Annotated in this window: 21 protein-coding genes; 14 read left to right on the top strand and 7 right to left on the bottom strand. The window is 68.2% G+C overall.

Annotation, left to right across the window (positions count from 1 at the left end):
* Positions 1-50 precede the first annotated feature (50 nt).
* A complete protein-coding gene (locus tag ACE3N9_RS14890) occupies positions 51-206 on the bottom strand; it encodes a YdcH family protein (protein WP_374284943.1) in 156 nt (51 codons plus the stop codon).
* Between the two features lie 218 nt (positions 207-424).
* Here ACE3N9_RS14890 and ACE3N9_RS14885 point away from each other — a divergent pair, with 218 nt between their 5' ends.
* Positions 425-622, top strand: a complete 198-nt coding sequence (locus ACE3N9_RS14885; protein ID WP_374284941.1) for a YdcH family protein — start codon at positions 425-427, stop codon at positions 620-622.
* A 334-nt stretch (positions 623-956) separates the two neighbouring features.
* On the top strand, positions 957-1,418 hold the full coding sequence (locus ACE3N9_RS14880; RefSeq protein ID WP_374284939.1) for a DUF1465 family protein: 462 nt from the start codon (positions 957-959) through the stop codon (positions 1,416-1,418).
* Positions 1,419-1,442: 24 nt separating this feature from the next.
* On the opposite strand, the gene glpK is transcribed toward ACE3N9_RS14880, so the two are convergent.
* The gene (glpK, locus tag ACE3N9_RS14875) at positions 1,443-2,915 is read right to left on the bottom strand and encodes a glycerol kinase GlpK (protein WP_374284937.1); all 1,473 of its coding nucleotides are present in this window, start codon (positions 2,913-2,915) and stop codon (positions 1,443-1,445) included.
* 84 nt (positions 2,916-2,999) lie between these two features.
* On the opposite strand from glpK, the gene ACE3N9_RS14870 reads away from it, so the two are divergent.
* The 4 genes from ACE3N9_RS14870 to nadA all read left to right on the top strand — a co-directional run bounded on the left by ACE3N9_RS14870 (position 3,000) and on the right by nadA (position 6,438).
* A complete protein-coding gene (locus ACE3N9_RS14870; protein ID WP_374284935.1) occupies positions 3,000-3,905 on the top strand; it encodes an MBL fold metallo-hydrolase in 906 nt (301 codons plus the stop codon).
* Positions 3,887-4,522, top strand: a complete 636-nt coding sequence (locus ACE3N9_RS14865; RefSeq protein ID WP_374284933.1) for a DUF4230 domain-containing protein — start codon at positions 3,887-3,889, stop codon at positions 4,520-4,522. Before ACE3N9_RS14870 ends, ACE3N9_RS14865 begins: the two co-directional genes overlap by 19 nt.
* Before the next feature lie 72 nt (positions 4,523-4,594).
* The gene (locus ACE3N9_RS14860) at positions 4,595-5,356 is read left to right on the top strand and encodes a hypothetical protein (RefSeq protein ID WP_374284931.1); all 762 of its coding nucleotides are present in this window, start codon (positions 4,595-4,597) and stop codon (positions 5,354-5,356) included.
* Between the two features lie 95 nt (positions 5,357-5,451).
* Positions 5,452-6,438, top strand: a complete 987-nt coding sequence (nadA, locus tag ACE3N9_RS14855; RefSeq protein WP_374284929.1) for a quinolinate synthase NadA — start codon at positions 5,452-5,454, stop codon at positions 6,436-6,438.
* Between the two features lie 236 nt (positions 6,439-6,674).
* Here the strand turns inward: nadA and ACE3N9_RS14850 are convergent, their stop codons facing one another.
* Genes ACE3N9_RS14850 through ACE3N9_RS14840 form a run of 3 tightly spaced genes read right to left on the bottom strand, consistent with a single transcriptional unit; the run spans position 6,675 to position 9,469 of the window.
* Entirely contained in the window at positions 6,675-7,487 is an 813-nt protein-coding gene (locus ACE3N9_RS14850; RefSeq protein ID WP_374284927.1) for a universal stress protein, read from the bottom strand.
* Positions 7,488-7,540: 53 nt separating this feature from the next.
* Positions 7,541-8,524, bottom strand: a complete 984-nt coding sequence (locus ACE3N9_RS14845; RefSeq protein WP_374284925.1) for a phytanoyl-CoA dioxygenase family protein — start codon at positions 8,522-8,524, stop codon at positions 7,541-7,543.
* Positions 8,525-8,569: 45 nt separating this feature from the next.
* On the bottom strand, positions 8,570-9,469 hold the full coding sequence (locus ACE3N9_RS14840) for a DMT family transporter (protein WP_374284923.1): 900 nt from the start codon (positions 9,467-9,469) through the stop codon (positions 8,570-8,572).
* A gap of 55 nt (positions 9,470-9,524) precedes the next feature.
* On the opposite strand from ACE3N9_RS14840, the gene ACE3N9_RS14835 reads away from it, so the two are divergent.
* The 4 genes from ACE3N9_RS14835 (at position 9,525) to lptG (ending at position 13,907) form a co-directional block, all read left to right on the top strand.
* A complete protein-coding gene (locus tag ACE3N9_RS14835) occupies positions 9,525-10,619 on the top strand; it encodes an alkene reductase (protein ID WP_374284984.1) in 1,095 nt (364 codons plus the stop codon).
* Between the two features lie 17 nt (positions 10,620-10,636).
* The gene (locus tag ACE3N9_RS14830) at positions 10,637-11,518 is read left to right on the top strand and encodes a CoA ester lyase (protein WP_374284921.1); all 882 of its coding nucleotides are present in this window, start codon (positions 10,637-10,639) and stop codon (positions 11,516-11,518) included.
* Positions 11,519-11,584: 66 nt separating this feature from the next.
* Positions 11,585-12,796, top strand: coding sequence for an LPS export ABC transporter permease LptF (gene lptF, locus ACE3N9_RS14825; RefSeq protein WP_374284919.1), 1,212 nt, complete (start codon positions 11,585-11,587; stop codon positions 12,794-12,796).
* 13 nt (positions 12,797-12,809) lie between these two features.
* Positions 12,810-13,907, top strand: a complete 1,098-nt coding sequence (lptG, locus tag ACE3N9_RS14820; RefSeq protein ID WP_374284917.1) for an LPS export ABC transporter permease LptG — start codon at positions 12,810-12,812, stop codon at positions 13,905-13,907.
* Positions 13,908-13,976: 69 nt separating this feature from the next.
* On the opposite strand, the gene ACE3N9_RS14815 is transcribed toward lptG, so the two are convergent.
* On the bottom strand, positions 13,977-15,038 hold the full coding sequence (locus tag ACE3N9_RS14815) for a fatty acid desaturase (RefSeq protein ID WP_374284916.1): 1,062 nt from the start codon (positions 15,036-15,038) through the stop codon (positions 13,977-13,979).
* Positions 15,039-15,170: 132 nt separating this feature from the next.
* On the opposite strand from ACE3N9_RS14815, the gene ACE3N9_RS14810 reads away from it, so the two are divergent.
* Positions 15,171-16,337, top strand: a complete 1,167-nt coding sequence (locus tag ACE3N9_RS14810; protein WP_374284914.1) for an N-acetyltransferase — start codon at positions 15,171-15,173, stop codon at positions 16,335-16,337.
* 60 nt (positions 16,338-16,397) lie between these two features.
* Here ACE3N9_RS14810 and ACE3N9_RS14805 read toward each other — a convergent pair whose 3' ends face one another.
* Positions 16,398-17,648 carry a dicarboxylate/amino acid:cation symporter gene (locus ACE3N9_RS14805; protein WP_374284913.1) on the bottom strand — a complete coding sequence of 417 codons (1,251 nt, stop codon included), beginning with the start codon at positions 17,646-17,648 and terminating at the stop codon, positions 16,398-16,400.
* 96 nt (positions 17,649-17,744) lie between these two features.
* On the opposite strand from ACE3N9_RS14805, the gene glmM reads away from it, so the two are divergent.
* The 3 genes from glmM to thiD are packed head-to-tail and all read left to right on the top strand — an operon-like array spanning position 17,745 to position 20,097.
* Positions 17,745-19,085, top strand: coding sequence for a phosphoglucosamine mutase (glmM, locus tag ACE3N9_RS14800; protein WP_374284911.1), 1,341 nt, complete (start codon positions 17,745-17,747; stop codon positions 19,083-19,085).
* Positions 19,085-19,309, top strand: a complete 225-nt coding sequence (locus ACE3N9_RS14795) for a DUF1272 domain-containing protein (protein WP_374284910.1) — start codon at positions 19,085-19,087, stop codon at positions 19,307-19,309. The genes glmM and ACE3N9_RS14795 overlap by 1 nt, the downstream gene beginning before the upstream one ends.
* Positions 19,310-19,347: 38 nt before the next feature.
* The gene (thiD, locus tag ACE3N9_RS14790; RefSeq protein WP_374284908.1) at positions 19,348-20,097 is read left to right on the top strand and encodes a bifunctional hydroxymethylpyrimidine kinase/phosphomethylpyrimidine kinase; all 750 of its coding nucleotides are present in this window, start codon (positions 19,348-19,350) and stop codon (positions 20,095-20,097) included.
* Positions 20,098-20,191 lie beyond the last annotated feature (94 nt).

Genomic DNA, 20,191 nt, shown 5'->3' with positions numbered 1-20,191 from the left:
CGGACAGCCGCGCCAACCGGCAGCGACGGCCCGGCTCTCGCCAGATCGGGCTAGATGTGCTCGATCTCTTCCTTGATCCTGAGCTTTCGCTTCTTGAGCGACTGGATCATCGCGAGGTCAGGCGATGGGCGGCTCATTTCCTGCTGGATCTGCCGTTCGATCCCGGCGTGCTTGAGCTGCAATGCACTGACATGCGACTGTTCCATCGGACTGTCTCCTTCGTCATAGCCTCAGGGGCTGGCAGAACCGCCAGACGGGGCCGACTCGGAACCCGCCAGGGGTCGCTGCGATTGTCATGCAAGCATATTAAGCCTATCTTGCGAAGCGTGTTCGTATTGCCCTGCGACAGGATGATTCCCCGGCGCGACCAGCCGGACTGGGCGCAGGTGCAAATCCGTAAACCGGGTGCTTGCCAGGAGGCCGCGTGACCGAAGATGAAATGCGCAAGCGGCTGGAAGTGCTGCGTGTCGAACACCGCGACCTGGACGCGGCAATCGACGCGCTCAGCGCCGCGGGCAGCATCGACCAGTTGCAGATCGCCCGGCTGAAGAAGCGCAAGCTGAAACTGAAGGACCAGATCGCATTGATCGAGGATTACCTGATCCCGGATATCATCGCCTGAGTTGGAGTGCTTGTTTGGTGCGCAGATCGCCTCCGCGATCAACTTGGCCTCGCCTGCCCGCTCCCCCGGAAATTCCTTGTTGGGTGCGCCAACTGCCTCCGCAGTTGGCTTGCAACACCAGCCCGCTCCCCCGGCCCAACCACCCGTTAAAGGTACCCTGTGGGTGGTTGGGCCGGGGGAGCGGGCTGGTGTTGCAAGGAAGGGCCGGATGGCCCTTCCGCACCGCCGTGAGGCGGAAGGAACCGTCCCCGCGCGGGACAGTCCCAAAATGGTGTGTGCAACTGGGGTCGGCGCAGTTGGCAGAATGCCCATACCGTGCCTATCGAATTCGACCATGGGCAAACCTGCCAGCATCAACCCGAGGATCATCGAAGGCCTCTACTGCGAAGCGCTGGTCCTGTCGGACGAAGTGCGGGTGACCTTTGCCCTGTCCGGGCGGATCGACGATACCGCCGCCGAGGAGGATGAAGCCCGCATTGCCCTGTCGTGCGAGGCGCTGCGCACCACCACGCGGATGATGCACGCGGTGGCCTGGCTGCTCAATCACCGCGCCTTCTTCATGGGCGAACTCAGCGAATTCCAGCTGCGCCGCTATGGCAAGCTGGCCGATTTCCCCGACAGTGATCCGCAGCGCCTGGCGCTGCTCCCCGCCGCCACGCGCGAGCTGGTCCAGGCGACCGAGCGGTTCCATGCCCGCCTGAAGCGGATCGACAACGGCTGGCGCGAACGCGACGCCAATGCCCCCAGCGCGATTGCCGCGCTGCGCCAGCGCCTGGGCCTGAACGCCCGCAACTAAGCCGCAGAGGGGCCCCAGCGCGCCTCAGGTCGAAGCCAGCGCCCGCTCCCACGCCGCACGGCGTTCCTCACCCGGCGGAGTGCCGGGGGCAAAGGTGCGCACCTGCCCGCGCATTGCCCGCGCGGCTTCGTCCAGCGAGCCGAACAGCCCCGCCCCCACGCCCGCCAGCATCGCCGCGCCCAACGCGGTTGTTTCGACAAAGTCCGGGCGTTCGACCGGCACCTGCAGCACATCGGCGAGGTCCTGCGCCATCCAATCGTTTGCGCTCATCCCGCCGTCGATCCGCAGGGTATGCCACTGCGCGCCGTCCGCCGCGAAGGCATGGGCAAGGTCAGCGGTCTGCATCGCCATGGCTTCCAGCGCAGCGCGCGCGAGGTGGGCGCGGCTGGTGGCAAAGCTCATCCCGGTGATCACCCCGCGCGCCTCGGGCCGCCAGTGCGGCGCGCCAAGGCCCGACAAGGCCGGCACGATCGTCACCCCGCCGCTATCCTCGACCGAGCGGGCCAGTGCCTCGGTCTCGGCCGCACTGGCGATCACGCCCAGGCTGTCGCGCAGCCACTTGATCAGGCTGCCGGCAACGAACACCGATCCCTCCAGCGCATATTGCCGCTGCCCGTCCAGCTGGCACAGCACCGTGCCGAGCAGGCGGTGGCCCGAACGCGGCAGGGCGCTGCCCATGTTGGCCAGCACGAACGCGCCGGTGCCATAGGTTGCCTTGGTCTGCCCAGGGGCCAGGCAGCCCTGCCCCACGGTCGCGCTCTGCTGGTCGCCGGCAAGGCCCGTGATCGGGATCGCCCGGCCCAGCCATTCCGCCCGGCTGGTGCCGAAGTGCCCGGCATTGTCCACGACCTCGCCCAGCGCATCGCGCGGCACCCCGAACAGGTCACACAGCCCCTCGTCCCAGCTGGCCCCGTCAAGCGGCAGCAGCAGCGTGCGGCTGGCATTGCTGGCGTCGGTCAGATGCGCCCCGCCGGTCAACTGGTGGACCAGCCAGTCCTCGACCGTGCCGAGCGCCAGTTGGCCGCGCTGCGCGGCGGCGGCGACATCGGGCACGTTATCGACCAGCCAGCGCATCTTGGTGGCCGAAAAATAGGGGTCGAGCAGCAGCCCGGTGGCGGCCTGGACCACGGGTTCCTGCCCGGCATGCTTCAGCGCGGCGCAGAATTCGGCGGTGCGGCGATCCTGCCAGACCAGCGCGCGGTGCAGCGGCTGGCCGCTCGCCCGGTCCCAGGCGACCACGGTTTCGCGCTGGTTGGTGATCCCGATCCCGGCGATCCGCTCGGCCCCGCCGACCTGCGCCACCGCTTCGCGCGCGCAGGCCAGGGTGCGCTTCCAGATTTCCGCCGCATCGTGCTCCACCCAGCCGGGCTGGGGATAGTACTGGGTCAGTTCCTGCTGCGCCACGGCCAGCATTCGGCCATCGGCGGCGAGCACCATCGCGCGGGTGGAAGTGGTGCCGGCGTCAAGCACCAGGATCAGGTCGCCAGTGGCGGTCATGCGGTCTCTCCCGAACAGAACGGCAGAACCTAGCGAGCCGATCGGGACTTGGCGAGGGGGCCGACAGGGGCCATATGCCGCAGTATGGAATCCCCGCCCGAACCCTGGCCGACCGGCCTTGCCGAACAATGCGAACCGCTGGTGCGCCGCGTGCTGGCGCCGAACCCGTCGCACTATACCTTCACCGGCACGCAGACCTATGTGATTGGCGCGGGCGATGAAGTGGCGGTGATTGATCCCGGTCCGGCCGATACGGGCGCGCCGGACCATGCCGATACCAACGGCGCGGGTCATGTCGAGGCGATCCTCGCCGCGGTCGGAAAGGCGCGGATTTCCGCGATCCTTTGCACCCACACGCACCGCGATCACAGCCCGGCCAGCAGGGCGCTGAAAGCGGTCACCGGAGCACCTATCGTGGGCTGCGCGCCGCTGAGCATGGACGATGACGGCCCCCGCGCCGACGCCGCCTTCGATCCCGACTATGCCCCCGACCGGATCCTGGCAGACGGCGAGCGGATCAGCGGTCCCGACTGGACGATCGAGGCGGTCGCCACCCCCGGCCACACCAGCAACCACCTGTGCTATTCCTTGGTCGAGAGCGGCGCGCTGTTCACCGGGGATCATGTCATGGCCTGGTCGACCAGCGTGGTCAGCCCGCCAGACGGGGACATGAGCGCCTACATGGCCAGCCTGCAGAAGCTCTATGACCGGGAAGACCAGGTCTATTATCCCGCCCACGGCCCGGCGGTGGAAAAGCCGCGCCAGCTGGTGCGCGGGATGCTGGGCCATCGCCGCAGCCGCGAGGCGCAGATCCTGCGGCTGCTGGACACCGGGCCGCATACCATCGGCCAGATGGTGCCGGTGATGTACAAGGGGCTGGACCCGCGGCTGAACGGGGCGGCGGGGCGTTCGGTGCTCGCTCACCTGATCGACCTGAAACAACGCGGCCTCGTCGGCGAAGAGGAAGAAACGTGGAGCCGGCTCGGCTGAGCGTGCCTGCGGCCAGGCTGCCGTGGCTGCTGGCGGGCGGCGCCCTGGCCGTGGCCGGGTGGCTTGGCTGGCAGGTCTATGGCCCGGCGGCGCATGGCGATCCGCTGGCCACCAGCCTGATCGCGCTGGAAAAGCAGAACCGGCTGACGGTGTTTTCCGCCCAGCTTTCCCCGGTCGTCGCCGCCGATGACGTGCGCGCCTGGGGGATGCTGCGCAGCCGCCAGGTGGCGGTGATCCCGGCGCGGGTCGACTACGTGGTGGACCTGTCGCGGGTCGGCAAGGACCGGCTGCGCTGGGACGCCGCCAGCCAGCGGCTCGACGTGGTGCTGCCGCCGGTCCAGGTCTCTGCCCCGAACCTGGATGAAGGCCGCGCGCAATACCTGCGCGAAGGCGTGTGGATCACCGGCGAGGCCCAGGCCCAGCTGACCCGCGACAACACCCTGCTGGCCCAGCAACAGGCCGCCGCCCAGGCGCAGGCCCCGGTGCTCATGGACCTGGCGCGCGGCGCGGCCCGGCAGGCCGTAGCGCAGAACCTGGCGATCCCGCTGCAAGTCGCCGGTTATGACCGGATCGCGGTGACGGTGCGGTTCGACGGAGAGCCGATTCCGCCCCGCTGAACAGCTTTGACCCGCATGACGAGGAGGTGTATTACTAAGGTATAACACTCCGCCATAGTGGGGAGAAGTCACATGGCAACAACCTTCGACAAGATCGTCCCGGCGCGCGGGGACGAGGCGCGCTTCTGTTTCCGCCTGGCCTGCGCAATGGCGCTGCTGCTGACCGCGGGATTTTCGTTCCAGCTGGCAGCCGGGCGATCCAGCTTTGCCGTGCCGCTGATCTATCATGTCCACGCCGCGGTGTTCTTTGGCTGGGTGGTGCTGTTCCTGGCGCAGACCTGGCTGGCGGCAGCGGGCAATTTCCAGTTCCATCGCCAATTGGGCCGGCTGGCCGCGATCTGGGTTCCGGCCATGGTAATCGCCGGCACCATGCTGACGGTCACGTCGATGCAGCGCACCGGCGGTCCGTTCTTCTTCGATGCCAGCGAATTCCTGATCGGCAATCCCGCCGGCATCCTGGCTTTCGCGCTGACGGTGGGCGCGGCGGTAATGCTGCGGCGGCGGACCGACTGGCATAGCCGGCTGATGCTCTGCGCGATGGCCGGGATCACCGGGCCGGGCTTTGGCCGCCTGCTGCCGATGCCGCTGCTTGTGCCGTGGAGCTGGGAAATCAGCAGCAGTGCGGGACTGGTGTTCATCGCGGCGGGCATGGTGCGCGATTATCGCCGTGCCGGGCGCATCCACCCGGCCTGGTTCGTCGGCATCGCCGTCACGATCGGCTGGATCGCGCTGGGCGAAGGGGTGGCCCAGACCCCCTGGGCGATCGAGCTGACCCACGCCGTCATGGCCGGCCACCCCGGCGCGGCGCGCCCGATGGAGGCTTACCTGCCGTGAATTGCCCCGGAGCCTGCCCTGAATTGCCCGGGCCGCCTTGATTCACCCGGCCGGGCAGGCCATCTGGGAGGCTCGACACTTGCAAGGAACCTGGAATGACTGCCCAGAGCGTGAACCTGACCGGCCTGGACCTGCGCGCCGAGATTGACCGGCTGCGCAAGGAACGCAACGCGGTGATCCTGGCGCACTATTACCAGAGTCCGGAAATCCAGGACCTGGCCGACTACATCGGCGACAGTCTGGAACTGTCGAAGAAGGCCGCCGCCACCGATGCCGAGGTGATCGCCTTCTGCGGGGTCAAGTTCATGGCCGAAACCGCCAAGATCCTGGCGCCCGAAAAGATCGTGGTGCTGCCCGACCTGAACGCCGGGTGCAGCCTGGAAGACGCCTGCCCGCCGGAAAAGTTCGCCCAGTTCCGCGCCGCGCACCCCGATCACATCGCGCTGACCTACATCAACTGCTCGACCGAGGTGAAGGCGCTGTCCGACGTGATCGTGACCAGTTCCAGCGCGGAGACGATCCTGGCGCAGATCCCGGCCGACCAGAAGATCATCTTCGGGCCTGACCGGCACCTGGGCGGCTACCTGTCGCGCAAGTTCAACCGCGAAATGCTGCTGTGGCCGGGCGTCTGCATCGTCCACGAGGCGTTCAGCGAGACCGAGCTGCTCAAGCTGAAAGCGCAGCACCCCGGCGCGCCGGTGGCCGCGCACCCCGAATGCCCGCCGCACATCATCGACCATGCCGACTATGTCGGATCGACCAGCGGTATCCTGAATTTCGCCAAGGGCTTCGAAGGCGACACCCTGATCGTGGCGACCGAACCGCACATCATCCACCAGATGGAACTGGCCCTGCCCGGCAAGACCTTCATCGGCGCGCCCGGCGCGGACGGGCAGTGCAGCTGCAACATCTGCCCCTACATGGCGCTCAACACGCTGGAAAAGCTCTACCTGGCGCTGCGCGACCTGACACCCCGGATCGAGATCGAGGAAGACCTGCGCCTGCGCGCCAAGCGCAGCCTCGACAAGATGCTGGAAATGGCCAGCGGCACGGTCGGCCAGGGCGATTTGGGCGCACGCTAGGGCGCCAGGCCGCGTGGCCAAATGAGCGGAGCATAGAGCGGCAGAGTTTGGGGCGGGGAACGGGCAGCTGTGCCCATCGCTCTCCCCCCTCTCACGTCACCCCGGGCTTGACCCGGGGTCCCGCTTCCTTCCTGCCGCCGCAAAGAACAGCTGGACCCCGGGTCAAGCCCGGGGTGACGGAGCAGTTCAGGCGGCGGCAGGGGCCAGGCAGCGCAGCTCGAATCTATCCGCGCGCCCTACCCCACCGGCAGCGCCAGCACCGGGCAGCTCGCCTGGGCGATCACCCGCTCGGTGGTGCTGCCGCGCAGCGCATCCTTGAAGCCCTGCCGCCCGGCGGTGGGCATGGCGATCAGGTCCGCGTCCGCCGCTTCGGCCAGGATCGCGGCCACGGGATCGCCTGCGACGCAGCGCACCGCGACGCTGGCCTGGGCCGCATCGGTCACGCGCGGCGGATGGGTGCCGACGTGCAGGCAGTCGATCGCCGCGCCGGTCCCGGCCAGCAGCCGCGCCAGCGCCTGATGGGCCTGGCCCGGTTCGGGCCGGTCGGCCACCGGTAGCAGGGCATGGCGCAGCGTCAGTTCGCCGCTGTCCGGCGCAACAAAGCCGCGCGCCTGCGGGCCGAGCAGCAGCGCGGGAACCTGGGCTTCGCGCATCACCTGATCGGACACCGACCCGCCGATCCAGCGTTTCACCCCGGTGCGGCCGTGGGTGGCCATGACCACCAGGTCGATCTCGTACTCCCACAGATAGTCGGCCAGGCCATCGACCGCGTTGTCATCGCGGATGTCGACCTTGCGCACCGATACGCCGGTGGCGGGCAGGACATCGGCGGGGCTGGCATCGGCGGGCAGCAGGCCCCAGCGCTGCAACAGGGCGCGAACCTTGGGAAACTTGCCCAGCTCGCTGGGGCCATCGGGATCGCGCACGTGCAGCAGGTCAAGCGGGCAGCGATGCAGCATGGCCAGCCGCAGCGCATGGGCAAAGGCCAGCTGGCCCTGCGGCGAAAAGTCGGTCGGGTGGGCGATGGCCCGGATCGTCGTGTCGCTCATGGCAGGAACAGTGCCCGGGTTCGGCGCCGGATTCCTTGCCTCAGGTCAAATACCTAGAGCCATGGCCGATCGTCGCGCACGGTGGGCGGCGCGAAGTTGAGGTACTGGACGATCCGGGGAAAATCGTCGTGGTTGGGCGTGGCGCCATGCGGCAAGGCGTGGTGCCAGATCACCATGTCCCCGGCATCGCCCGGCACCGGCACCACCCCGTCGCGAAGGTCCACCCGGCGCGGGTCGGCCCCGCCCAGCGACGCCGCCCAGGCATCGAAATCGCGGTGGAAGCCCGGCAGCACCTGCAAGGCGCCGCGCTGTGCCGGGGTGTCGGTCAGGTAGAGGATCGCCTGGGTGCCCAGCGGCATCGGCGCGGCCAGGCTGGTATCGATGTGCAGCGGCGATCCCAGGAACGGCGCATTGGCGCGAACCGGCTGGTTGAAGCTCATCCGGTCGACATTGCCCCACAGGTCGCCGGTGCCCCAGATCTGGGCAAAGGCCTTCTGCACCCGGGGGGAACGGCGCGCCACATCCAGCTGCGGGGCCTGGCACAGTGGAAACCACAGCCCGCGTGCGGGCTCGGCATACCAGGAGGCGGGATCGTCAGGGCTGGCGCCGATGTGCTGCCACAGCACCTGCGCGGCCGCTTCGGCTTCGCCGCGCGTGATCGCCTGGCGGACCACGACGTAGCCATGCTCGTCCCAGAACGCCATGTCGTCAGCGTCCAGCACCGGCGCCGCCGCTTCCAGTGCGGCGATGCGGGCCTGCGCGGCCGGGGGCACCGGCGCGCCATCCAGCAGGGCGTGATAGCGTTCCACCCGCACCGGATCGGGCAGTCCGGCGGTTGCCTCGATCCAGTCGAGAAAGTCGGTGAAGCCCGGCCGCACCTGGAACAGCTGGTCCAGCACCTGGCCGATGCCCAGCCCCAGCAGGTCGACCAGCACGCGATCCTCATGCTGCATCGGGGCCGCGTTGCCGCCCGGCTGGCTGCGCGCCCACAGCCCCTCGATGCCGCGAATCGATGCAAGGTCCACTGGACGGGTCATGCGGTCTCCTCAGCCGAGCGGCACGCCGGGCAGGCTAGCGCTCAATCACTTCTGCGTCGAGCGGGCCAGCACCAGCCCCAGGCCGACCAGCACCATGCCCAGGCCATCGAGCGGGGTCAGCACTTCGCCGAACTGCAACCACCCGGCCAGGACCGAGACCGCCGGCTGGGTCAGCAGCGCCAGGCCGATCACCAGCGGCGAGAAATGCTTGAGCGCGAAGACCAGCAGCCCCTGCCCGATGATCTGGCTGGTCAGCGCCAGCATCGCCACCGGCCACCACACCTGCGGCCAGATCGGTTCGCCCAGCATCGCCGCCAAGGCCAGCAACACCGGCGCTCCGGCCAGGCTGGACCAGGTCAGCAGCGACCAGTTGCCCAGCCTCGCCCGCGCGTTCTGCAGCAGCAGGATGTAGAAGGTATAGAGGAACCCGGCGAGCAGGCAGAGCAGGTCGCCGATCATCGTGGTGTGATCGATTTCGAGCGAGCGCCCGAGCAGGATCGCCGAACCCGCGATGGCTGCGGCAAAGGCCAGCCATTCGCCCAGGCGCGGCCTGCGGCGCAGCGCGATCAGCCCCCAGGCGACCAGCAGGATCGAACCGGAATTGCCGAACAGGCTGGCATTGCCCAGCCGCGTCAGGCCGATCCCCAGATGCCACGAGCCCAGATCCAGCGCAAAGAACAGCCCCGCCCCGGCCACCGCCAGCAGCACATTGCGCCCCAGCCCCAGCACGGCCTGCCCGCTGGCCCGCGCGAACAGCACGAAGAACGGCACAGCCAGCACCAGCCGCCAGAACCCCGCGGAGACCGGCCCGGGGTCGCTCTCCGCCAGCCGCACCCACAGCGGGCCCAGCGCCAGCGCGACGTTGCCGCCGAGCAGCGCGGCAAAGTGCCAGCCGTTCCAGTCTTTCGCCCGGCCGGCGGCTGTCTGCGCGGTTGCATTCCCCATGCCCATGCCTTAGCCGCTCGGTTAAACCATACCAACGAAAACTGATGGAGGCATGATGCACGAGGCCCTGTTCCAGCCGGTCAAGCTTGGCGCGATCGAAGCTCCCAACCGCGTGCTGATGGCACCGCTGACGCGCGGCCGCGCCAGCGCCGGCGGCGTGCCGAACGAATTGCTGGTGGAATACTACCGCCAGCGCGCCGGCGCCGGACTGATCATTTCGGAAGCGACCGGAATCAGCGTCGAAGGGCTGGGCTGGCACGCCGCGCCCGGCATCTGGAGCGCCGAGCAGACCGAGGCGTGGAAGCCGGTGACAGAAGCCGTCCACCAGGCCGGCGGGCGGATCGTGCTGCAGCTGTGGCACATGGGCCGGATCGTCCACCCCGATTACCTGGATGGCCAGCCGCCGGTTTCGGCCAGCGCGACCACCGCGCCCGACCATGCCCACACCCCCACCGGCCGCAAGCCGCACGCCCAGTCGCGCGCCGCGACGCTGGACGACATCGCCCGGATCGTGGACGACTATGCCAAGGCCGCGGCCAACGCCAAGGCGGCCGGATTCGACGGGGTGCAGCTGCACGGCGCCAACGGCTACCTCGTCGACCAGTTCCTGCGCCTGTCGACCAACCTGCGCGATGACGACTTCGGCGGCAGCCCGGAAAACCGCGTGCGTTTCATGGACCAGATCCTGGCCCGGCTGGTCGAGGTCTGGGGCAATGACCGGGTGTCGATCCGCCTGTCGCCCAATGGCGAGACCCAGGGCTGCGACGATCCCGATCCGGCTTTGATCTTTGCCGAAGCGGCGCGGGTCTGCCAGCGCCATGGCCTGGGCTTTGTCGAACTGCGCCAGCCGGGGCCGAACGGCACATTCGGCGCGACCGAAGTGCCCAAGCAGGACGCCCTGATCCGCGCGAACTATACCGGGCCGCTGGTGCTCAACAGCGACTATACCGCCGCCGAGGCCGAAGCCGACGTGGCCTCCGGCCGGTGCGAGGCGATCAGCTTTGGCCGCCCGTTCATTTCCAACCCCGACCTGCCCGCGCGGATCCGCGCCGGTGCGGAATGGGCGCCGAATGTTAACGTCCCGCAAAGCTGGTATCTGCCAGGACCGGCGGGCTATATCGACTATCCCGCCATGGCTGCGGCGGGCTGAGAGGAAGGATCGGGTTGATGGCAGTGCGTTCGTGGTTGTTCGTCCCGGGGGACAGCGAGAAGAAGTTGTCCAAGGTTGCCGCGAGCGGCGCGGACATGGTGATCGTCGATCTTGAGGATTCGGTCACGTATGACAACAAGCCGCGCGCGCGCGAAATGGCGCGCGAATGGCTGAGCGCGCACCGCCAGCAGGTGACCGAGCGGCGCATGGGCCGCTGGGTGCGGATCAACGCGCTGGACAGCCGGATGTGGCGCGACGACCTGCTCGCCGTGCTGCCCGGCGCGCCGGACGGGATCATGCTGCCGAAATCGGCCGGGCCGGAATCGGTCCAGCAGCTGGGCGCCGAACTGTACGAGCTGGAACAGCGCAGCGGCGTGCCAGCCAATTCGACCAAGATCCTGCCGCTGGTCAGCGAAACCGCCGCCGCCGCGATTACCATCCCCAGCTACCTGGGCGCGCCGCTGCCGCGCCTGGCCGGGCTGACCTGGGGCGCGGAAGACCTGTCGGCCGCGATCGGCGCCAGCCGCAAGCGCGACAAGGACGGCCAGTGGACCGACGCGTTCCGCTTTGCCCGCACCCAGACCCTGCTGACCGCCCATGCCCGCGGGATCATGGCGATCGACACGCTGCACGCCGATTTCGCGGACGAAAAGGGCCTGAAGCGCGCTGCCGAGGAATCGCGCGCCGATGGCTTTGCCGGGATGCTGGCGATCCACCCCGCGCAGGTCCCGATCATCAACGCCGCTTTCACCCCGAGCGAGGAAGAACTGGCCGAGGCCCGCGCGATCGTGGCCGCGTTCAGCGCCAATCCTTCGGCCGGGGCGCTGCAGATCGACCGCCGGATGATCGACCGTCCGCATCTCATGCTGGCACAGCGCCTGCTGGGAATCGCGGAATAGGAATTGTTGCTTGCCGCCGGGGCGGTTAAGGAGCGGTGCAATGCCCAGGCTTCGTATCCCCCCGCGGTGAAAGCACTTCCCGCCATCGATCGGTACATCCTGCGGCTCGTGCTCGGGCCGATGGGGGCGGTGTTCATCATCGCCGCCTCGCTGCTCGTGCTCGACAAGATGCTGAAGCTGTTCGATTTCGTCGCGACCGAAGGCGGGCCGGTCAGCGTCGTGTTCCGGATGCTGGCGAACCTGTTGCCCGAATATGCCAGCCTGGCGATCCCGCTGGGGCTGCTGCTGGGCATCCTGCTCGCCTTCCGCAAGCTGGCGACCAGCAGCGAGCTGGACGTGATGCGCGCCGTGGGGCTGAGCTATACCCGCCTGTTGCGCGTGCCCTATGCCATCACCCTGGTGCTGGCCGCGCTCAACCTGGTGGTGGTCGGCTATCTTCAGCCGCTAACCCGCTACTGGTACGAACAGTTGCAATTCGAACTGCGTTCGGGCGCGCTGGGCGCATCGATCAAGGTGGGCGAATTCACCACCCTGCAGGACAAGATGGCGCTGCGGATCGAGCAGAGCCGCGAGGAAGGCCGCCAGCTGATCGGCATTTTCGCCCGGGTCAGTTCGCCCAAGGGCCAGGTCCTGACCATTTCCGCGCGCGAAGGGCGCTTCCTGGCGCTGAAGGATGCGCCCGACACGATCATCCTGCGGCTGACCGACGGCCAGATCGTGCAGGACCAGCCCGGCCAGAACCCCCGCGTGCTGAGCTTTTCACGCCACGACCTGCCGATCGACCTGCCGGCGGTGGAACAGTTCCGCAAGCGCGGCGGGGTGGAACGCGAATACATCCTGCCCGAATTGCTGCGCATCGGCTGGAGCGACAAGGCCACCCAGGCCGCGCGCAATGAAACCCGCGCCAGCCTGAACTTTCGCCTGGTCGAGGTGGTGATGATGCTGTTGCTGCCCCTGCTGGCGGTGGCCCTGGCCGTGCCGCCCAAGCGCTCGACCTCGTTCCTCGGGGTGTTCCTTTCGGTGGTGATGGTGGTCGCCTATCACAAGGTCAACGAATATGGTCAGGCCGTGGCAGCGCTGGGCAAGGTTTCACCGTGGCTGGCGCTGTGGGGGCCGTTCGTGATCTTTTCGGCGCTGATCCTGTGGATGTACTGGCGGATCGCCTATGTCCCGGGCGGCCAGCCGATCGGCGCGCTGGAACGGCTATCGGCGAACGGCAGCAAGTGGCTGCGCCAGCTGATCGCCCGGTTCCGCCGCGATCCGGCCAAGCTGCGGTAAGGACGGCGGAGCCATGCGGATCGAATTCTTCCCCTCGCCTACGCTGTCGCGCTACCTGGCCAAGCAGTTCGTGACCTGGATCCTGGGCATGCTGCTGATCCTGGTGCTGTTGCTGCAAACGCTCGACCTGCTGAGCGAAAGCGGCAAGATCCTGGGTGTGCCCGGCAACGGCCAGGGCGAGTTGTGGCACTATGTCTCGCTGCGGGTGCCGCAGCTGATCCAGCGTTTCCTGCCTTATTCGGTGCTGCTGGCAACAATCATCACGCTCGCCACGCTGAACCAGAACAGCGAAGTGATCGCGATGAAAGCCGCGGGCCTGTCCGCGCACCAGGTGCTGGCCCCCCTGCTGCTGAGCGCAGCGGTGGTATCGGCGGCCAGCCTGGTGTTCAACGAACGCGTCGTCACCCGTTCCACCGCCACGCTGAAGGCCTGGCAGGCGCAGAATTACGGCCCCGTGCCGACCGATTCGGGCGTGCGCGCCAACGTCTACCTGCGCGACGGGCCGCATATCCTCGCCGCCGGGACCGTCAGCGGAACCGGCGCTGAGACGCGGATGACCAATGTCACCTGGTATCGCCGCGATGCCGGCGGGATGGTGCTGGAACAGCTGCGCGCGCCGCAGGCGACTTATGCCGCGCCGGGCTGGCGGCTGGACAATCCGCAGCGCTTCGACGTGGCGAGCACTGCCGCCACGCGCCTGCCCACGCAGGTCGTGGCGCAATCGGTCACGCCCGATCAGGTCGCGATCAGCAAGGTCGATGCCGATGCCCAGGACGCGGTCACGCTGTACCACTCGATCCAGGCGCTCAAGGCCTCGGGCCGCCGCACCAGCGAGCTGGAGGGAAAATGGTGGCACAAGTTCAGCGGGCCGCTATCCGCCCTGCTGATGCCGCTGCTGGGCGCGGTGGCGGCATTCGGCCTGGCGCGTTCGGGCGCGCTGCTGGTCCGCGCGATCATCGGCATGGCGCTGGGCTTTGCCTATTTCGTGTTCGATAACGCCGCGCTCGCCATGGGCAATTTCGGCGGCTACCCCCCGCTGGTCGCGGCCTGGGGGCCGTTCCTGCTGTTCCTGCTGGTCGGCGAAACGGTGCTGGTCCGCACCGAGGAATAGGGTTGCGCCGCAAGGACGTCATTGCCGCCTGCGCGAGGCGAGTGGCAATCGGTTCGGGGTCAGAGGGCCCTAGCGCGGCAGCATCGTGCTTTTCGCCAGGCGCGCGACCAGCGGCAACAGGCCGGGATAGTTCGCCCCGTCATAGGTTGAACCCGCGCCCAGCTGCTTGACCAGCCGGCGGTGGCATTCGCCCAGCGCATGATAGGGCATCGACGGCAGCAGGTGGTGCAGCGCGTGATAGCGCAGCCCCACCGGCGCCCACAGCGGCGAAAGCAGCGCGGGCGGCGGGACGTTGACCGAATCGAGGTACTGTCCCGTCACGGTCATCGCCGCGCCGTCGTTTTCCCACAGGTGCGCCACCAGGGTGCGGATCTGGTTGAGCACGGCAACGGCCGAAACCACCGCCATGCCGATCGCCAGCGGCCGCCAGTCATAGGCCCAGGCGGTATAGACCAGGAACCAGGCCCACAGCGTCGTGCCCGCTTCCTGCGCCAGCACCATCCGGGCAAAGGCGCCTTCGGGCGGGCGGCGGCGGAATTCGGGATTGATCGACAGCGAACTGGCCCGCTGCCAAACCAGTTTGCGCAGCGGCGGCACGATCACGCCCAGCGGGTTCAGCACCGCGCAGCGCACCAGCAGCGCCGGGGGCAGCAGGATCGCCACCAGGATGAACAGCGGCAGCGACCACGGCTTCATCAAGGCCAGCGGCAGGTATTCGGGATCTTCCACCGTGCCATAACGGGTGCGGGCATGGTGCAGTGTGTGCACCCCTTCGTACATGAACGAGGGAGTCAGCATCGGCACGCCGACCAGCGCATTCCACACCAGCCGGAACCCCGGCAGGGCATCGCGGTGGATATGGGTCAGCTCGTGAATGAACAGCAGCGCGCGGTACAGCGCCAGCACCGCCACGCCGCCGCACAGCCAGGCCTGCCACGGGGTGTCCAGCAGGATCGCCCCGGCCAGCGCGCCATAGCCGATGATCGCCGACAGCAGCATGTCGGGCCAGTAGATCTCGGGCCGCGCCTCGGCCAGGTCGCGGGTCAGGTCGACCGCGGCGCGCAGCATTTCCTTGTCGTCCGGGATCGTGGCCAGCGATGGCGCGGCGGCGATGCGTTCCTGTACAGTCATGCGATCATTCCATGTGTGACCCGGTACCGGACCGTTCTGTCCGGCTGTTATGGCGCGCCCCGGCTTGACTTTACCCAGGAACCCGCCGCAGGCAGGGCGGACAGGCCCCTAATCCCGAACAAAGGCAAGATCGTGGCTGCACAACAGGTAATCGTCACCCCAGTCACCAGCAAGGCGGATTTCAACGCCTTTGTCGATCTCTCTTATCGGCTGAACGCATCAGACCCCAATTGGGTGCCGCAATTGCGCAGCGAGGAAGTGGCCAAGTTCTCGCCCGGGGGCAATCCGTTCTTCGAACATGCGCGCTACCAGTACTTCCTGGCGCGGCGCGGGGGCGAGCTGGTCGGCCGGATTTCCGCCCACATCGACGAGCTGGCGCTGACCCAGCCGGAAGACCAGGGCATGGGCCCGGGCACCGGCATGTGGGGCGCGATCGAGGCGACTGACGAGGAAGCCGCCACGGCGCTGATCGCGGCAGCGGAAGACTGGCTGCGCACCCAGGGCATGACCCGCGTGCTGGCGCCGATGAACCTGTCGGTCTGGGAAGAACCCGGCCTGCTGATCAAGGGTGCGGACCATCCGCCGATGGTGATGATGGGGCACCACAACCCGGCCTACCAGGCCTGGATCGAAAGCGCGGGCTATGCCGGCGTGAAGACGCTCTACACCTATGACCTGGACATCACGAAGGAGTTCCCGCCGCTGATCCAGAAGATCGTGGCGATGGGCGAAAAGAGCTCGAAGATCCGCGTGCGCGGCGTGGACAAGAGCAGGTTCGATGCCGAAGCGCGGACGATCCTCGACATCCTCAACGATGCCTGGTCGGACAACTGGGGCTTCGTGCCGATCACCGATGCCGAAGTGGCCCATACCGGCAAGAAGCTGAAGCCGCTGGTCCGCGAGGACCTGATCATGATCGCCGAACTCGACGGCGAGCCGGTGGCCTTCATGATGACCCTGCCCGATCTCAACCAGATCCAGCTGAAAGTGAACGGCAAGAACGGCAAGCCGAGCCTGCTTGGCTGGATCAAGCTGGGCCTGTGGACGCTCAAGCCGAAGAACGCCGACATGCGCGTGCCGCTGATGGGCGTGCGCAAGAAGCTGCAAGGCAGCCGCATGGCCAGCCAGCTGGCCTTCATGATGATCGAATATATCCGCCGCAATGCGGTGACCACCTACAACGGCAAGCGCGGCGAGATCGGCTGGGTGCTGGACGACAACCAGGGCATGAACGCCATCGCCGATGCGATCGACAGCAAGGTGAACAAGGAATACCGGGTCTACGCCAAGGGGCTGTAGGGGAGTTTCCGGCGGAGTCCTCCTCCGGCTCGCGCCGGTGCGGACAACAACTCCTACCCCTTACTCCCCGCGGCGCTTGTCCACCGCCGCCGTCACCGCGACGTCCATCGTCACGTTGCCCAGCGTGCGCATCAGGTCGGGCAGCATTTCCACCGCCACCAGCAGCGCCAGCGGGGCGATCGGCACGCCCATCGCGTTGGCGATCGGGCCGACCGAGATCACGAAGCTGAGCGTGCCGGGCAGCGAGACCGAGCTGAGCGACACCAGGAACGCCACCAGCACCCCGGCCCCCAACGCCCAGACCGACAGCGGCGTGCCGGTGAGGTAAGCGGCATAGATCGCCACGCCCATGTTCATCGCCGGACTGGTCGCGCGGAAGATCGCCACGGCCAGCGGCAGGACGAAATCAGCGGTCGCCTCGCGCACGCCAAGCCGGCGGGTGGCGGCCAGCATCGCCGGCAGGCTGGCGAGCGAGCTTTGGGTTGAAAAGGCCACGGCGTGGACCGGCAGCATCGCCCGGGCAAACGGCCCGAGCCGCTGCCCGCCCAGCGTCATGGCCAGCGCAAAACTGCCCAGCAGCACCACCAGCCCGGCGCAGCTGACCACCACGATATAGTGTGCGAGCGCGCTGATCGCGTCCGATCCGCTATCGGCGGCGAGGCCGATGGCGAGGCCGAACACCCCGATCGGGGCGAGCATCAGCACCCAGCCGACCACCACCATCATCGCCGCCGCCAGTCCTTCGAACACCTGCGCCAGCGCCTTGCGCGGGGCCGGGCCGATCCGCGCGGCGGCCACGGCAAAGACCGAGACGAACAGCACCATCGGCAGCATCGCCCCGCCGGCAGCGGCGGCGAAGATGTTTTCGGGCATCATCGCGTTCAGGATTTCGGCAAAACCCGGCACCTTGGCCGCTTCCGCCCCGCCGCCGGACAGCGCGGCCACCGCCTTGGCCGGAATGGGGAAGGTTTCGAGCAATGCGGGCACCAGCAGCGCCGAAATCGCCCCGCTGGCCAGCAGCACCACGAAGAACAGTGTCACCGCGCGCCGTGCCAGTGCCCCGCCCCCTGCGGCGGCCAGGGTCTGCGAGATGCCGGTATAGACCAGGCCAATCACCAGCGGCAGGATGGTCAGTTGCAGCGCTTTCAGCCACAGCGCCCCGGCCGGCTTGGCCACGGCCAGCAGCTGGGACAGCAGGACGCTGTCGCGCAGCACGATCCCCGCTGCGAACCCCGCCACCAGCCCGGCAAAGGTCAGCGCCGCGGGCACCTTGATTTCCGGAAAGGCTATGCTTTCCGCCGCTTCGTTCATGGCTGGCTCCCCGAATATTGGCAATATGTATAGGTGACTTTAGCGGCGCGGCGCGACATAGCAAACCGGACTAAAATTGGCTGGCAAGAGGACGCCATGGGACGCAAGTATTTCGGGACCGACGGGATTCGGGGCAAGACCAACGCCGGGGCGATGACCGCCGCCATGGCGATGAAGGTCGGCCAGGCCGCCGGCACCCATTTCCTGCGCGGCGCGCACAAGCACCGGGTGGTGATCGGCAAGGATACCCGCCTGTCGGGCTACATGCTGGAGAACGCGCTGGTCGCGGGCTTCACCAGCGTGGGGATGGACGTGGTGCTGACCGGGCCGCTGCCCACCCCGGCCATCGCCATGCTGACGCGCGAGCTCCGCGCTGACGTGGGGGTGATGATTTCCGCCAGCCACAACCCGTACGAGGATAACGGCATCAAGCTGTTCGGCCCCGATGGTTTCAAGCTGTCCGACGCGGACGAGGAAGCGATCGAGGCGATGCTCGACCAGGACCTGCCGCTGGCCCCATCCGAACAGATCGGCCGCGCGCGGCGCATCGATGACGTGCGCGGGCGCTATATCCACGCGGTGAAAAGCTCGCTGCCCGACGATGTCCGGCTGGATGGCCTGAAGATCGTGGTCGATTGCGCCAATGGCGCAGCCTACCAGGTCGCCCCCAGCGCGATCTGGGAACTGGGTGCCGAAGTGATCGCGGTCGGGGTTGGCCCCAATGGCACCAACATCAACGACCGCTGCGGTTCGACCCACCTTGAACTGGTCAAGGAAACCGTGGTCGCCAGCGGCGCGCAGATCGGCATCGCGCTGGACGGCGATGCCGACCGCCTGATCGTGGTCGACGAGCGCGGGCAGACCGTGGACGGCGACCAGATCATGGCGCTGATCGGCAGCCAGTGGGCCGCGCAGGGGCGGCTCAAGGGCAATGGCGTGGTCGCCACGGTGATGTCGAACCTGGGGCTGGAACGGTTTCTGGTCGGCCAGGGGCTGGATCTGGTCCGCACCAAGGTGGGCGACCGTCACGTGCTCGAGGCGATGCGCAGCGGCGGCTACAACGTTGGGGGCGAGCAGAGCGGGCACATGATCCTGCTTGATCATGCCACCACCGGCGATGGCACGGTGGCCGCACTGCAGGTGCTGGCCGCGCTGGTCCGTTCGGGCAAGGCGGCGAGCGAGCTGCTCCACCTGTTCGATCCGGTCCCGCAATTGCTCAAGAACGTGCGCTTCGCGGGCGGCAAGCCGCTGGAGGACGACCGGGTCAAGGCGGTCATCGCCGCGGCCGAGGCGCAGCTGGCGGGCAAGGGCCGGCTGGTGATCCGCCCGTCCGGCACCGAACCGGTGATCCGCGTCATGGCCGAAGGCGACGATGCGGCGGAAGTGGAACAGGTGGTCGACGCGATCTGCGGCGCGGTGCGCGAGGCCGCCGCCTGATGCTGGAGATGCGCCCCGATTGCGAGCGCTGCGGCGCCGACCTGCCGGCGGATCTGCCCGGCGCGTTCATCTGCAGCTTCGAATGCACCTTCTGCACCGAATGCGCCGATGCGCTGGACGAGCGCTGCCCCAATTGCGGCGGCGAACTGCTTGACCGGCCGACCCGGGCCAAGGCGCTCCACGCCAAGCACCCGCCAAGCACGCAGCGCAAGTTCAAGGGCTGAGCTTGTCGAAGGGCCCGCACTGCCCTAACCCCGAGGCCATGTCTCCGCCCCGCATCCTTTCCATCGCCGGATCCGACAGCTGCGGCGGCGCTGGCATCCAGGCCGACATCAAGACGATCACCATGCTGGGCGGCTATGCCATGACCGCGATCACCGCGGTGACGGCGCAGAACACGTGCGGCGTGACCATGGTCGAAACGCTGGCCCCGGCCATGGTCGGCGCGCAGATCGACGCCTGCGTCAGCGACATCGGGGTGGACGCGGTCAAGATCGGGATGCTGGGCGCGCCGGCCATCGCCCACCTTGTCGCTGACCGGCTGGAGGCGCTCGCCGTGCCGGTGGTGTTCGATCCGGTGATGATCGCCACCAGCGGCGCCGCGCTGGCCGATGCGGCAACCATCGCCGCGTTCGAACGGCTGATGCAGCTGGCCACGCTGACCACGCCCAACGTGCCCGAACTCGCCGCGCTGGGCGGACACGACGGGATGATGGCGCGAGGGATCACTTATCTTGCCAAGGGCGGCGATGCCGAGGGCGAACGGGTGGAGGACGTGCTGGCCGTGCCGGGCGAGGCCCCGCACGTCATGGCCGGAACCCGCATTCACACCCGCCACACCCACGGCACCGGCTGCACCCTGTCGAGCGCGATCGCGACTTACCTGGGCAAGGGCCTGCCACTCCCCGAAGCGGTCGACCGCGCCCGCCTGTTCGTCCGCAGCGCGCTGCGCGCCGCGCCGGGCTTCGGCGCCGGGCACGGCCCGCTGGGCCACGGCGAGGCGCGGGGTTAGAAGCTCTTGTCCGCCTGACGGCGGTGCGGACAGGCCATCCGGCCTGTCCTTTGCAACACCGGCCCGCTCCCCCGGCCCAACCACCCACAGGGTA

This window comes from Novosphingobium sp., from assembly GCF_041905565.1.
In the GTDB taxonomy this organism is placed as follows: domain Bacteria; phylum Pseudomonadota; class Alphaproteobacteria; order Sphingomonadales; family Sphingomonadaceae; genus Novosphingobium.
This window is presented reverse-complemented; position numbering and strand designations above follow the sequence as displayed.

Excerpts from the sequence above, each read along its gene's own strand:
- ACE3N9_RS14890 (WP_374284943.1), bottom strand. The coding sequence starts at position 206 with ATGGAACAGTCGCATGTCAGTGCATTGCAGCTCAAGCACGCCGGGATC.
- ACE3N9_RS14880 (WP_374284939.1), top strand. The coding sequence starts at position 957 with ATGGGCAAACCTGCCAGCATCAACCCGAGGATCATCGAAGGCCTCTAC.
- glpK (WP_374284937.1), bottom strand. The coding sequence starts at position 2,915 with ATGACCGCCACTGGCGACCTGATCCTGGTGCTTGACGCCGGCACCACT.
- ACE3N9_RS14870 (WP_374284935.1), top strand. The coding sequence starts at position 3,000 with ATGGAATCCCCGCCCGAACCCTGGCCGACCGGCCTTGCCGAACAATGC.
- ACE3N9_RS14860 (WP_374284931.1), top strand. The coding sequence starts at position 4,595 with ATGGCAACAACCTTCGACAAGATCGTCCCGGCGCGCGGGGACGAGGCG.
- nadA (WP_374284929.1), top strand. The coding sequence starts at position 5,452 with ATGACTGCCCAGAGCGTGAACCTGACCGGCCTGGACCTGCGCGCCGAG.
- ACE3N9_RS14850 (WP_374284927.1), bottom strand. The coding sequence starts at position 7,487 with ATGAGCGACACGACGATCCGGGCCATCGCCCACCCGACCGACTTTTCG.
- ACE3N9_RS14845 (WP_374284925.1), bottom strand. The coding sequence starts at position 8,524 with ATGACCCGTCCAGTGGACCTTGCATCGATTCGCGGCATCGAGGGGCTG.
- ACE3N9_RS14840 (WP_374284923.1), bottom strand. The coding sequence starts at position 9,469 with ATGGGGAATGCAACCGCGCAGACAGCCGCCGGCCGGGCGAAAGACTGG.
- ACE3N9_RS14835 (WP_374284984.1), top strand. The coding sequence starts at position 9,525 with ATGCACGAGGCCCTGTTCCAGCCGGTCAAGCTTGGCGCGATCGAAGCT.
- ACE3N9_RS14830 (WP_374284921.1), top strand. The coding sequence starts at position 10,637 with ATGGCAGTGCGTTCGTGGTTGTTCGTCCCGGGGGACAGCGAGAAGAAG.
- lptG (WP_374284917.1), top strand. The coding sequence starts at position 12,810 with ATGCGGATCGAATTCTTCCCCTCGCCTACGCTGTCGCGCTACCTGGCC.
- ACE3N9_RS14815 (WP_374284916.1), bottom strand. The coding sequence starts at position 15,038 with ATGACTGTACAGGAACGCATCGCCGCCGCGCCATCGCTGGCCACGATC.
- ACE3N9_RS14805 (WP_374284913.1), bottom strand. The coding sequence starts at position 17,648 with ATGAACGAAGCGGCGGAAAGCATAGCCTTTCCGGAAATCAAGGTGCCC.
- glmM (WP_374284911.1), top strand. The coding sequence starts at position 17,745 with ATGGGACGCAAGTATTTCGGGACCGACGGGATTCGGGGCAAGACCAAC.
- ACE3N9_RS14795 (WP_374284910.1), top strand. The coding sequence starts at position 19,085 with ATGCTGGAGATGCGCCCCGATTGCGAGCGCTGCGGCGCCGACCTGCCG.
- thiD (WP_374284908.1), top strand. The coding sequence starts at position 19,348 with ATGTCTCCGCCCCGCATCCTTTCCATCGCCGGATCCGACAGCTGCGGC.